13 protein-coding genes are annotated in these 12816 nt (G+C 70.3%); 4 read left to right on the top strand and 9 right to left on the bottom strand.

Going from position 1 to position 12816, the window contains the following annotated elements:
• Positions 1-20 precede the first annotated feature (20 nt).
• A complete protein-coding gene (locus tag OG780_RS41050; protein ID WP_328457032.1) occupies positions 21-197 on the bottom strand; it encodes a hypothetical protein in 177 nt (58 codons plus the stop codon).
• A gap of 162 nt (positions 198-359) precedes the next feature.
• Complete coding sequence (locus OG780_RS41045) at positions 360-1385, bottom strand: alcohol dehydrogenase (protein WP_328457030.1); 1026 nt, start codon at positions 1383-1385, stop codon at positions 360-362.
• Positions 1386-1598: 213 nt separating this feature from the next.
• Between OG780_RS41045 and OG780_RS41040 the strand changes: the two genes are divergently transcribed.
• From OG780_RS41040 to OG780_RS41025, 4 genes are all read left to right on the top strand, one after another.
• Complete coding sequence (locus OG780_RS41040; protein ID WP_328457028.1) at positions 1599-2147, top strand: hypothetical protein; 549 nt, start codon at positions 1599-1601, stop codon at positions 2145-2147.
• 139 nt (positions 2148-2286) lie between these two features.
• A complete protein-coding gene (locus OG780_RS41035) occupies positions 2287-2904 on the top strand; it encodes a VOC family protein (protein WP_328457026.1) in 618 nt (205 codons plus the stop codon).
• A 319-nt stretch (positions 2905-3223) separates the two neighbouring features.
• Complete coding sequence (locus tag OG780_RS41030; RefSeq protein WP_328457024.1) at positions 3224-3646, top strand: hypothetical protein; 423 nt, start codon at positions 3224-3226, stop codon at positions 3644-3646.
• Between the two features lie 81 nt (positions 3647-3727).
• On the top strand, positions 3728-4327 hold the full coding sequence (locus tag OG780_RS41025) for a GOLPH3/VPS74 family protein (protein WP_328457022.1): 600 nt from the start codon (positions 3728-3730) through the stop codon (positions 4325-4327).
• A gap of 110 nt (positions 4328-4437) precedes the next feature.
• On the opposite strand, the gene OG780_RS41020 is transcribed toward OG780_RS41025, so the two are convergent.
• The 7 genes from OG780_RS41020 to OG780_RS40990 form a co-directional block, all read right to left on the bottom strand.
• Positions 4438-5490, bottom strand: coding sequence for a GNAT family N-acetyltransferase (locus OG780_RS41020; protein ID WP_328457020.1), 1053 nt, complete (start codon positions 5488-5490; stop codon positions 4438-4440).
• Positions 5487-7355, bottom strand: a complete 1869-nt coding sequence (locus OG780_RS41015) for a DUF4910 domain-containing protein (protein WP_328457018.1) — start codon at positions 7353-7355, stop codon at positions 5487-5489. The genes OG780_RS41020 and OG780_RS41015 overlap by 4 nt, the downstream gene beginning before the upstream one ends.
• Complete coding sequence (locus tag OG780_RS41010; RefSeq protein WP_328457016.1) at positions 7345-9234, bottom strand: aminotransferase class I/II-fold pyridoxal phosphate-dependent enzyme; 1890 nt, start codon at positions 9232-9234, stop codon at positions 7345-7347. Before OG780_RS41010 ends, OG780_RS41015 begins: the two co-directional genes overlap by 11 nt.
• The gene (locus tag OG780_RS41005) at positions 9231-10451 is read right to left on the bottom strand and encodes a hypothetical protein (protein WP_328457014.1); all 1221 of its coding nucleotides are present in this window, start codon (positions 10449-10451) and stop codon (positions 9231-9233) included. The genes OG780_RS41010 and OG780_RS41005 overlap by 4 nt, the downstream gene beginning before the upstream one ends.
• 34 nt (positions 10452-10485) lie before the next feature.
• The gene (locus tag OG780_RS41000) at positions 10486-11565 is read right to left on the bottom strand and encodes an alkaline phosphatase family protein (RefSeq protein WP_328457012.1); all 1080 of its coding nucleotides are present in this window, start codon (positions 11563-11565) and stop codon (positions 10486-10488) included.
• 50 nt (positions 11566-11615) lie between these two features.
• The gene (locus OG780_RS40995; RefSeq protein ID WP_328457010.1) at positions 11616-11789 is read right to left on the bottom strand and encodes a hypothetical protein; all 174 of its coding nucleotides are present in this window, start codon (positions 11787-11789) and stop codon (positions 11616-11618) included.
• 205 nt (positions 11790-11994) lie between these two features.
• Positions 11995-12807: a metallophosphoesterase family protein gene (locus tag OG780_RS40990; protein WP_328457008.1), complete on the bottom strand. Its 813-nt coding sequence runs from the start codon at positions 12805-12807 to the stop codon at positions 11995-11997.
• Between the last annotated feature and the right edge of the window lie 9 nt (positions 12808-12816).

The raw sequence follows: 12816 nt of genomic DNA, 5'->3' as shown, positions 1-12816 counted from the left end.
ACCGTCTTGCTCGCTGAGCGCTACTGGTCGATGACGCTTTCGGAGATCACGAACCTCGTTCCGCACTCCGGGCACGTCGCGTGGCCGAAGAGGCGTGTCACCCACTCGGTGACCTGGCTCTGACCGGCGTCACGCGCCATGGTGTGGATCCGGGCGCCGACGCCGGTCAGTTCCTCCGGGCCAACCCGCTGGGCCACCCGGTCGGTTGACCCACTGGGCCCTGACCGAGAGGCGCGGCCGCGACCCGTTTCCACCAGCCCGTCCCGGTGACACGGCGGGCTGTACCGGTGCCTTTGCAAGAGCCGCCGGTTCACAGACCGGTCAGGTCACATCATGACCGTCGCCCAGGCCTGCCGGAGTCAGCCAGGTGTGAGCACCATCCGGAAGCGGGCGGCTCCGGAGAGCATCTTCTGGAAAGCCTCATCGGCGTGGTCCAGCGGTACGGTCTCGGTCATCGGCCGGATGCCGTGCAGGACGCTGAAGGCCATGGTGTCTTCCACGTCCTGCGAAGTGCCGGACGGATGGCCGCGGACGACACGGCCGCTGAGAAGCAGTTGGGCGGGGGCGATGCTCATCGGTGAGGGATCCGCTCCGATGACCACCAGCTCGCCTCGCGGTGTCAGGCCTTCCACGGTCGCACTGATGGCCTGGGAGTTTCCGGCAGTGGCCAGCACGGTCCTCGCACCGCCGAGGGCCTGCAGCGCCTCCGCGACCGGGACGTCCGAGGTGCTGTCGATGTAGTGGTGGGCACCCAGTCGCTTGGCGAACTCCGCCTTTTCAGCACCGCGGGCGATCGCCACGGTCTCGAAGCCAAGGGCGAACGCGTACTGGACGCCGAGGTGACCCAGGCCGCCCAGGCCAAGGACGGCGACGAGGTCTCCGGGCTCAGCTGGGCTGCGTCGCAATCCGTTGAAAGTAGTCACGCCGGCACATGCCATGGGCCCCGCGTCGGTTGCCGCGAGATCGTCAGGAATCTCGGCGAGCGCGTCGGCGGGCGCGATCATCTTGTCGCCGAAGCCTCCGTCGTAGGCCCAGCCAGGGACTTTCAGGTTTTCGCAGACGATGAAGTCGCCTTGGCGGCAGCGTGTGCAGTGGCCGCAGCTACCGCCGAACCAGCCGACCGCCACTCGGTCGCCCACCTGCCACCCCCGCTCGTGCACCCCGTCGCCCAGTTCCTCGATACGCCCGGCGATCTCGTGTCCAGGCACCTCCGGGAACGAGACACCAGGTAGACGACCCTCGACGAAACTGGCGTCGCTGTGGCAGACACCGCACGCCTCCACGGCGATTCTGACGTGTCCGGGGCCGGGCTGCGGCACCTCTCGCTCGACGATCTCGAAGGTGCCGCCCGGGGCGGTTACCTGCGCGACTCGGTAGCTGTTCATTGGTCCCTCCGATGGACGCGTGCAAGGGCTTGGTTCCAGGGCAACAGGTACGGGGCGATTACGCGCGTCGAGTCCTGCCGCGGACGTTCTCCTCGTGCGCGCACGTCCTGGCCGCCGGATACTCGATGGGGGCTCGATGCCTCCCAACCGCAGTCCGGACGCTGAGGAACATCGGGCTTCCTTCCCGGCCCCCACCGATGAGGAGATTGCGTCATGCGCTCCCAAAGGAATCCGCTGACTCCTCTCGAGGCGGTGACGGCCGGCCTGCTGGCGGGGGCGGTGGGGACGGTGTGCCTGGATGCCGTCCATTACCTGAAGTACCGTCGCGCAGGCGGGACGGACAGCCCGCTCGCCTGGGAATTCGCACCGGTCGAGAGCTGGGAGAAGGCCCCTGATCCGGGGCAGATGGCGAAGCGGGTGATCGAGGGCTTCACTCAGCGCCGGCTTCCTGATGATTCCGCCTGGCTCACGAGCACCATCGCTCACTGGGGCTACGGTTCAGCGGCCGGCGCGGCCTACGGCATCCTGGCCGGATCACTGCCCAGGCCCTCCCCCGTGTACGGCGTGCCTTTCGGTGCCGCGGTGTTCGCCGGTGACTACGTCGCCTTGCCGATCGCAGGGCTCTACAAGCCGATCTGGCAGTACGACGCCAAGGTCCTGGCCTGGGATTTCGGTGCGCACGTCGCCTACGGCACCGGCACCGCAATCGCCTTCTGGCTGCTCAGCCGACTCGGTATCGGCGCCGGCGGCCGGAGACCGTGAGCCGCCTGCCGGCCACGGGCCGATGCCCATGCGCGCCACGGCTCCCTGCCGATGGGTGTGCGGTTGCTCCTGGGCCGCCGTCCAAGCATCGTGAGCCCACGATCACGCCCATCTTGTACGAGCGCAGGAGGTGTCAGTCATGGACATGAAACTCGAAGTCGTGGTGGTGCCGGTGTCCGACGTCGACCGGGCCAAGGGCTTTTACACGCGATTGGGCTGGAGGCTGGACGCGGACATCGCCCCGGACGAGAACTTCCGGGTGGTGCAGATGACGCCGCCTGGCTCGCCGGCGTCGGTCATCTTCGGCACCTCGGTCACGTCCCAGACGCCGGGCTCGGCTCAGGGCCTGCAACTGATCGTGGACGACATCAACGCCGCATACGATGAGCTGAAACGGCTCGGCGCCGAGCCGAGCGAGGTGTTCCACGACGCCGGCGGCGTCTTCCACCACGCCGGAACAGACGCCCGGCTGCCGGGGCCGGATCCGCAGCGCACGAGCTACGGCTCGTTCCTGTCCTTCAGCGATCCGGACGGCAACGGCTGGCTCCTGCAGGAGATCACCACCCGGCTCCCGGGACGCCTCGACCCCGTGACCACGACGTTCGCCTCCGCGGAGGACCTGGCGAGCGCGCTGCGCCGGGCCGCGGCCGCGCACGGGGAGCATGAGGCACGCATCGGTGCGGAGGACCCGAACTGGCCGGACTGGTACGCCGAGTACATGGTGCGCGAGCAGGCCGGGACCGAACTGCCGTCGTGACCGCATCGTCCTATTGAGAACTACCCAGGAAGTCCTGTGACAGCCGGCGTGGGGCTGGATCGGGCGCTGTCCGGTACCGATTCCGGTCCCGGACACGGTCACACACGTGCAGGCCAGGAACCTGCTGGTGCGCGGTGCTGGGCTCAGGTGCATTCTGAAAGGTGAGCGTTCCGGTCAGCGAGCCTGCCCAGCAGGCCCTTACGTGGCCTCAGCAGGGCCGGGTCTGCGAACCAGCGTCGGCGAAGCGAGCCAGGCACCCGCGAGGTGCGTACCGATGGCCGCCGACAGACAACGGTCATCTCGAACCAGGGAGCAGGTCATGCCATCCCTACACTTCCACGTGGATTCCTCGATGAGCCCGGGGGAGGTGATGGGCGTGCTGACGAACTTCAGCCCCTCCCGTGTCGAGGAGTGGCCCTCCATCGATGCCGAGCACTTCCAGGTCCACGAGCGGGGCGACACCTGGGCGGAGGTGACCGAGGGGAACGAGAAGTCGTGGGAACGTGCACGCTACGAATGGGACCCCGCGGCGAACAAGGTCACGGTCACCACGCGGGAATCGGTGCCCTTCGGCTCGGGGGGCTGGCAGTTCCAGATGACCCCCACGGATGAGGGCACCCGCGTCGACGTCAGACTGGAACGGCACCCCACCTCGTTCAAATCGAAGATGATGTCCTCGATCATTCCCTTCGCCGGTCCGGTGTTCCGCAAGTCCTTCAAGGAACCCCTGCACACCGCGTAGTCGCGTGGAGGCCGCCGACGACCGCCTCGTAGGCGAGGACGGACCTGCCGGAGCCGGCCCCTCCTCCGAAGGGAGCCGTTCATGACCACGGCGAAGGATCTGTTCATCATCGCCTTGGACCTGAAGCATCCCGTGGGGCAGGGTGACCTGTCCCTCGCACTCGCGGGAGCCGAGTTGATCGATCTCATCGGCGCAGGGGCGGTCGCCGTGGACGGCGACCAGATCGTGCCGGGTGGACCGCCGCCGCCGGGCGATCGATTCCTGGGCGAGGCTGCGGCAGGTCTCACCCGGCAGGCCCCCTACGAGCGGATCGCTGACTGGCTGTGGCGCCGGGGCCGAGACCTCTCGGCCGCATACCAGACCGACCTGGAGGAGAACGGTGAGCTGAAGCCGCAGCGGAGCAGCCGGTTGTCCTTCGGCTCGGAAAGCCTGGAACCGGTCGATACGCCCGCGCACCGCCGTGCAGCCGACCGCTGGAAAGAGAAGGAACCCGTCCTGACCGCCCTCGCCGCGGTCCTGGGCACCGACGACGAAGGATCCGACGACGAGACCGGCCTCGATGACGAGGCCGTGACGATTGTGGTGGCCGCCGTCCACGACGCGGTGATGGAACTGGAGGCCGTACGCCAGCGGCGAACCATCGAGAACGCGGCCTTCGCCAATCTCTGGCGCGGACCGTGAGTCGGGCCTGCTCTCAGGAGCGTGATCGGGTCCGATGGCATCGGTGAGCGGTCACACGGCCGCCGGGCGGTCCTACGCAAGCCCTTTGACACCGACGCTGTGGCCACCGGTCAGCCCCCGGACGGGGCGACGCAGGCGAACAGGCGTAGCGGTCTCATGCCGTGGCGGGTCTTCATGGGCGCGTTGCTGCGGCCGCCCTCCACCCAGCTCTTGCGCCACTCAATGGCCGTACGGATCTCCGCGGCCCACAGAAGGTAGTTGGGGCTGAACCCGTCGAGGGTGGCGTGGCTGGTGCCGCCCGCCCACATGTGCAGGCGCTCCTCGTCGAGGAGGACGACCGCGGCGGCCAGAGTCTGCTCGCCTCGGTCGACGCGGACCACACGGGCGTTGTCGCCCAGGGCCAGGACGAAGTCGGTGAAGGCGCTCTCGGGATACATGCCCGCGCTGCCGTACTTGGCTGCCGTGCGCCGGGTGAGGTCGCCCACCGTGCGGAGGAAGTCGGGGCGCGGTGCCTCGACGGCGGTGGTGACGCCCGCGTCCGCCGCGCGCCGCAGATACTGGCGGATCGTGCGCCGGGTGCGGGCTCCGAGGGTCGCGAGATAGGAGTCGTACGAGTCGAAGGCGCCCCCCGCCCCACTGTGCAGCGGGAGTTGGAACCGGGTGACGATCGGTGCCACCTGCCACCCCTTGTCCCGCGCGACGTCGAGGACCGGGTCCCGCTCGGGGACACTCACGAGTCCCGCGGTCCGGGCACCGTCGGCGACCGCCAGGTCCCGTAGAACGTCCAGCACGGTTCCGAGAACGCGCGCCCGTTGTCCGGGGCCGGTCGCGCGTACGGGTACGCGGGTGTCGTAGCAGTACCAGTTGTGCCCGAGGAGCGCCGGGCCGTCCGCCCCCTCGATGCCGACGGCGCGCAGGAAGCCGTACGGGTCACCCTGCTTCTGGAGATAGCACGGCAGCACGGCAAGCATGCGTCCCGCTTCGGTCACCGTCACATAGCGGGCCGCGAGGAACGGGCTCAACGGGCTTGTCTGATAGGCGCGCAGATACGCGGGGATGTAGTGGACGGACGCGATGCTCTCCGTGGCCACCTGTTCCCACTGGACGATGTCGACGTCATCGATGCGGTCGGTGACATCGACCGTGATCCGCCGCGTGCTCAACTCGGTTCCCCTCCCTCTGACGCGTCTCCGTCCTTCTCCTTCACCCAGCCCGCTCCGGCCATCGCGGCCAGGAATCGTTCTCCGAAGCCCGGCTCCCACCGGATTCCCGCGTCGAGCTGGGCGGTCCGGACCACATCCGCCGTGCCGGACACTCCGTCGACGCTCTGCGCCAGGGCCATCGCGGAGGCGTAGAACCGGCCCCGGTCGTCGGCGAGCCGACGCTGGAACCACTGCCGGTCGGTCTCGTCCACGGCTCCCGTCAGGGCACGGAGGTTGAAGGGGCCCGGCCATGACCTGTGCAGGCTCGGGCCACCACGGGCTGCCGCAGGAACCTCGCCCCAGGCTTTCGACAGGGTGTGGTGCAGATCGGCCAGGAGGTCCGCCTGCCGTTCGAGGACGCCTCGGCCGGCGCCCAGCGGCCGCAGGGTGTCCAGTGCGTCCCGCCCGTACCGCCAACGGCGGCTCAGCAGATCGGGGGCGAGCGGGTCGTCGTCGGGCGGCAGGCAGGCGGTCATCCGACGTGCCGTCCAGCGGGTGAGGAGGTGGGCGAGCCGGTCGGCTTCCTGGGCACCGGCTGTCGCGACGACGGCGGCGGCGGACGCGGCGATCGCGGCGGATCGGCGCAGTTCCTGCGGGTCGACCTTGTCGAGGGTGTCGGCGCCGGAGTGGTTGAACCGGTCGGGCCAGTGGCCCAGTTGGACGGCTGGACAGCCGATGGCGCGGTCGGCGAGGACCGCGTGGTCGGAGGCTCCGACGAACGGGGTCGTACGCCACGCCCACACGTCACAGCCGACGGCCCCGCTGTAGGAGTGCGCGGCCGGTGGCAGGGCCCGGACACAGGCCTCGACCAGGGCGCTCGCGAAGTGGGGCAGGTACTCCGGGCTGTGTTCGACGATCAGCGGGCCCCCGCAGCGCCGCTGGTCCTGGCCGACCATGTCGAGATCGACCGCCATCGTGGGCAGCGGTCCCCGGCCCTCCTCCACGAGCCGGTGGACGTAGGCGGCGAGCCCCACGAACTCGGGTGCCCAGAGGAACCGGACGGGACGGCGCAGGCGCCGGGCCGCCAGGACCCGCCCGGCCGCGAGGGCGGCCGCGACTCCGGAGGCGTTGTCGTTGGCGCCGGGTGCGGGGTGACACAGGTGGGCGGTGATCAGGCAGGCGTCGGGCGACGACGGCGCGGCGCCGGATCCCACCGGGGTGCGGGCGACGACCACCGGCATCCGCGCGGGGGCGGTGTCGACGTCGACGTCCACACGGGCATGTTCGCCCCGGCGGTAGGCACGCAGGAGTGCGTCCATCTGACCGGGCACCACGCTGAACCCGAACAGGGCGCTGCCGCCCGGCAGTTCGACGCGGCCCGCCCCGTCCGACCGGTCGGAGCCGGTCCTCACGCAGAAACCGCTCGCCCGCTCGACCCGCATCCGGGCGAACAGCTTCCCGTCGAGGCCCGCCACCGACGGAACCAGGACCACCGCGCCCGGCGGCCACCGGTGGTCCTGCGCGTGCACGAGTGGGGCTTCACCGTGCGTGGCGGCCGAGTGGGCGGCGAGGGTGTACGGCTGGGCCGGATAGTCGACCAGTGCGGTCAGGCCGGGAAGCGACAGTCGCGCGGAGCTAGGGGTCCATGAGGAGGGCGCGGTGAATGTCCACCACGAGGTACGGCCGTCGGCGGGGAAGCTCAGGATCTCCACCCCGGCAAGCCCGGCGCGTTCGGCCTCGCCCGCCACGAAGTCGGCCGCGGCGGCGATGCCCCTCGACCCCTGGTAGCGGTCCCATTCGGTGAGCCGGGCGACCCAGCACATCGCCTCGTCGGCGTCGATGCCGTGATGGATCCCGGCGACGAGGTCGGTGAGACTACCCGGCATCGGCGAACGCGTCGTGGAAGGCGGTCAGACGGGCTCCGGAGAGAGGTACGGCGATCTTGTACAGCGAGCTGTCACGACGGCCGAAGCCGGCGACCTCACCCGGCCTCCCGCCGAACCCGGCCTCGCCCGCACCGATCTCCTTCACCCGTACCCCGTGCCTCTCCCACACCGGGTTCGCGTCCCGCTCCCCCTCGACCGTCACCCACGGCAGACAGTCGGCCCCTTCGGTGACCTTGAGGCCTGTCCGCCGCAGCGTCCTGGCCACGACCGGCTTCACCTCGGCGATCCTGGTCCGCAGCGCGCCGAAGACGTCACCCTGCGCAAGGAGACGGAGAGCGACGGCCAGACCCGCGCCCCCGGCTCCGAGGGGCGGTGCGATCTCCCGCAGCCGCTGTGTCGACTCGGGTGCGGCGAAGGCGAATCCGACCCGGAGCCCGCCGCAGCAGTACCCCTTCGACATGCTGCGCAGGACGATCAGGTTGGGGTACTCGGCGACCGCCGGGACACAGCTCGCGCCGGGCCCGGCGTAGACGGCGTACGCCTCGTCGAGGACGACGGTCGTGCCGCACGCGCGGGCGGCCTCGGCGATCTCCGCCAGCCGCTCCCTTCCGAAGAGGTCTCCGGTGATCGTGGGCCGGTCCAGTACGAGGACCGAGGGGGTGTGCCGGTCGAGGTCGGCGGTCAGGTCCTCGAACCGGGTGGTGATCGTCCTGGCGCCGAGGCGGGCGGCCCAGCGCGGCAGGTCCGGGTGGCCACCGGCCAGATGCAGTACGGGTCCGGGCAGGGCCAGCGCCGCACACGCGTGCAGCAGACCGGTGGCACCCGCCCCGGCGGTCACCGTGCCGGGTGCGAGGTCCAGCCCGAAGTGCCCGGACAGCACGGGTGCGGCCAGGTCCGCGGAGTAGGGGTCGGACAGGGGGTAGGCGCGCGAGAGTTCGGCGAGGCCGCCGTCGTCGTCGTACGCGCTCCGGAAGGCGGCGTCGACCCACGGTCGTACGAACTCGATCTCGTCCGGCGACCAGCGCAGGTCCAGCGTGGACGGGCGGGTCTCCTCCCGCGTCTCCTCCCGCTTTCCCTTCCACGCGGTGATCGCCGCCGCGGCAGTCGCCCGACTCCGGGCGACGAACTGGACGTAGCGCGTCGTCGGGGCGGGCTCCCGGCCGACGGCGAAGTCCGCGTCGACGCGCTCGACGGTGAAGCCGGCGCGGGTCAGCAGGTCGTGCACCTCGGCCGGCTGGTACATCCGGACGTCGTCGTGGATGACCACCGGCTCCGCGTCGCCCCGCCGTACCTCGATCTCGCCGGTGCTGCGGCCGGAGGCCACACGGTAGGCACGGCGGAAGTAGGCGCGCAGTCCCTCGGTCTCGAAGGTGGCTTCCGGCACGTAGTTTCCGGCGATGGCCAGCACGTTGGAGTGGTCGAGGATCAGCAGTCCGCCCGGGACGAGCACCCGGCGGACTTCCTGGAGCAGTCTCAGTTGCTGGGCGTCACTCCCCCAGCCGAACGACTGGACGCAGACGACGGCGTCGAACTCACCCATGGGCCAGGGCAGTTCGCGCAGCAGATCGAGCCGCAGCCAGTCGGCCCGGACGCCCGCCGCCTTCGCGGCGGCCTCGGCACGCTCCAGCGCCCAGCCCCCGGCGTCGGCCCCGGTGACGCTGAACTCCCTTGCGGCGAGGGCGACGGCGTGGCGGCCGGTGCCGCAGCCCAGGTCGAGGACGCGGCGGCCGGGGGCCGAGGCGTCGAGGACGGCGGCGAGGTAGTCGGTCTCCGCCGCCGTGCGTTCGGGCGTGTACTCGTGGTCCGCGACGGCCCAGAAGTCCTCCCCGAAGAAGGTGAGATACCAGGGAGGACCGTTCCGGCGGCGGGCATCGCTCATACCGCGTCCGCCCGCAACGCCTCCTGCCGGTGCAGGAATCCGCACACGTCGCACAGACCCGCGGGGTTGGCCACGCCCTCCTGAAGCACATACCGTCCGCCGCAGACGCGGCACAGGTCGTCGATCAGGGGCAGCAGTGTGCGCTGGACGTTCTCGAAGGCGTTGAAGAGGTAGTAGTCGATGCCCGGCCACAGGTCGTAGAGGTGGTCGGCCACGGCGTAGGCGAGGGAGCGTTCGTCGGAGCCGGTGGTGAACCGGCCCGGTGCCCCCTGCCGGTTGAGGCCGGGTGCGACGAGCTCCAGGTAGAGGGTGAGCTCCTTCTTGGTGATGCGGTACAGCGGGAACACGTAGCGCAGGGAGCCGAGTTCACGGACCGGGATGCCACCCATGCGGTAGCCGGTGGTGAACCAGGTGACCATGCTGGCCACCAGGTCGTCGGCGTTGAAGCCGAACGCGACGACCGGGGCACCTCTGCGTTCGGCTTCCTGTTCGAGCATGCGGCGCAGTACCTGGTGGCCTATGACCATGTTCATGTTGCGGTGTTCGCCGGCGACGACCTTGTTCATGACGTCGACGAAGGGTTCGCGCAGCTTGAACAGTTCGGCCACGTCGTCGGCGGTGACGATCACATGGTCCAGGCCGAGTCCCGCGCAGGCGTCCAGGGCGGTGCGGAAGGTGGCGGGCTCGTCCCAGTCGGGCAGCCCGGTGATGGTCACCGCGGTCATGTCGACCTCGGGCCACCGGCCGCGGGTGCGTTCGAGGAGCTTGAGGTAGGCGACGCTGTCACGTCCGCCGGACAGCCCGATGACGACCCGGTCCCCCGCCCGCATGGTGGCACCGGCGGCGACGCTCTGGACGAACGTCTCCTCCACGTACATCACGAAGGTCTCCGCGGTGAACTGTTCGGTGCGCCGCTCCAGAGTGCCGCCGTGGTCGAAGAGAACGGATTTGGTGTAGACGGGGTCCGGCGCGGCGTAGACGTACTCCTTGGGCCGGCGCAGCACGTCGAGGTCGTAGTGGCGCACCTGGCGCACCTCGATGACGTCGTCGGTGCCGACGACGGCCGTCGACTCGGGGATCACCTCCCCGTCGCGATGGGCGAGCACGGCGTTCGCCGGGATTCCGTGGAGGCGCAGCACGTCCAGGAGACGCTGTCCCGGTGTCGCGTGCAGGGTCTCCGAACCACCGGTCTTGTTGCGGAACACGACCGTGCTCACGGGTTCTCCCATCGTGTCGTGAGGTTCCGGGTGATCAGGGCAGGGCGGGTTGTGGTGCGGGGTTCCAGGCGGCCAGCGGTACCAGCGTCTCGCCGTCGGAGAGGGATCCGTGCTCCCAGGCGGCACTGGGGTCGGGGACGGGAAAGTGCGGGGAGGTGGCCAGCGCGACCACCTCGCCGATGCGCGCGCGGACGACGGGTGTGACGGACAGCAGTCCCCGTGCGTGGAGCTCGTCCGGGGTGAGGACGAGGGCATGGTCCCCCAGGGTGTCGCGCAGCGCGGCGGCCACGGTTTCCTCGCGCCCGGGGAGCGGATGGAGCCAGCGGACGCGGCCGGCGCCGCCGCCGGGCATGCGGCAGTGGGCGGGGGCGTCGAGGCGCGCCCATGCTTCGGCGAGACTCTGGCTGGGGGTCACCTCCACCTGGCCGTGGTCGGCGTGGGCGAGGACGCTCCAGTCGGCGTCGGCCCAGCGGGCGGCCGCCGTGTCGAGCAGGAGCAGTGCCTCGCGCAGCCGGGTGTCGTAGCCGGACCGGTGGATGTGGTCGTCGAGGTTCACGTACGCCCATATCAGGGGCGGGGTGTCGAAGGCGTGCGCGAGGACGGCCTCGACCTCGCGGACGGTCCGTTCGGCCACGCTCACGGGATCGGTGGTCAGGGGCGCGACGGCGGCCGGTGAGGGCACGATCCGGGCGCCGTGCAGCAACGCGTTCACCCACGGACCGGTCAGCCGCTCCAGTTCCGCGCCGATCGCGAGGGCGGGCCGGCCCGACTCGGCCGCGCGGTCGAAGAGGGTCGGTCCCGGGTGCGGCAGCGCGTTTCCGGGCGTGCGGGGCGAGCCGAAGGCGTAGGTCTCCCCGGTGACGAGATGGGTGACGCAGTCGGCTCCGGGCGCGCGGTGGACCATGCCGACGGCGCCGTGGACACCGGGGCCGGTGCCGGTGACCGCGGTGAGCCAGGCCGTCGTCGACGTGCTCGGGAAGGTGGAGCGCAGTGGCCGGATGTTCGCGTGGCGGAACGCGGACTCGGCCACTTCGAGCGACAGGCCGTCGACCGCCAGGACACACAGCCCCTTGGCTGCGGCGCTCAGGTTGCGCGCGACGACTTCGGTGACCACGCGCAGGTCGGCGGACGCTGTCGACTGTCCGCCGACGCGCGACTGGGTGCTCAGAAGTTCGGCACGCAGTCGGTGCAGGTGGTGCGGAACTTGACGATGTGCGCGGCCTGCCGGTCCGTGATCATGCGCTCGACCAGGCGGGGCAGCAGCATCACGGGCGCCGGGGTCGACGTCCGCGTCACCTCGGTGGGGAATTTCGCGATGGGAAGTGGAGCTGTTTGCATGGATTCCTCCTGCCGGGAACGGTGCCAGAGAAACGTGCCAAACAACTTGCCAATTTTGCATGCACAGGTCAGCACATCGCGGCCGCGAATGTCAACGTCGCGCCGTAAATCAACCCTCAACTCATATATTGTTTCCCGTATTTGACGGAACAATAAATTCCGTCGACCGCGGTCACCGATTCCCCCCGGCGATCAAGACACACCGTCAATTGACGAAGATCAGCTTCTCCGCCTCCACGACGATCTTTTCCGGATCGGGCGCGTTCGACAGGGTGTCCGCGTAGCGGTCCGCGTCCGGGTCGGCGACGCGGCGGGCACGTGCGACGGCGTCCTCCACGTCGTAGCGAGTGGTCCTGAGCCGGACATCGGGGCCCAGCAGCGCCCAGTAGGCGGTGCCCGGGGCACCCGTGTGGTACGGCAGCCCGACGCTGCCCGGGTTCACGCTGCGCAGACCCGCCACGGCGCGGTCGAACTGGAGGTGCGAGTGTCCGGTGACCAGAACCCGCGCGTCGATGGCCGCGGACAGTTCCGCGAACCGCTCCGGCGGTGTCCCCGGCGTGACCAGCTCGTGGTCACTGCGCGGTGAACCGTGACAGAAGTGCACGGGTCCGAGTCCGTCGATCTCGACGACGGCCCCGAACGGGAGACGGTCGAGAAAGGCGATGGCCTCGGGCGAGTGCTGTGCGGCGATCCACGCCTGACGCGGGGTGTCGGCGGTCCGCGCGGCGGTGCCGATCTGTGCGGCGTAGCGGTCGGCGTTGCCGCGTACGCACAGGGCGCGTTCGCCCAGCGCGACGATCCGTTCGTACGTCTCCTGTGGCTGCGGCCCCCACGTCAGATCGCCGCACAGGACGACGAAGTCGGCCGTGGCGACGTCCGGTTCGGCGAGCACCGCCTCGAAGGCGGGGATGTTGGCGTGCACATCGGAGAGCACGGCGACCCGGGCGGCCGGCCCGTACCGGCGTGGCGGTCCCTCCCCGTTCGCGGGACCGTGCAGTTCGACGTCGACGTCGGCCATGGGTGCCTT

Origin of the sequence: Streptomyces sp. NBC_00386 (assembly GCF_036063235.1) — a bacterium.
In the GTDB taxonomy this organism is placed as follows: domain Bacteria; phylum Actinomycetota; class Actinomycetes; order Streptomycetales; family Streptomycetaceae; genus Streptomyces.
The sequence above is the reverse complement of the archived record's forward strand: the minus strand, read 5'-3'. Positions and strand labels throughout refer to the sequence as shown.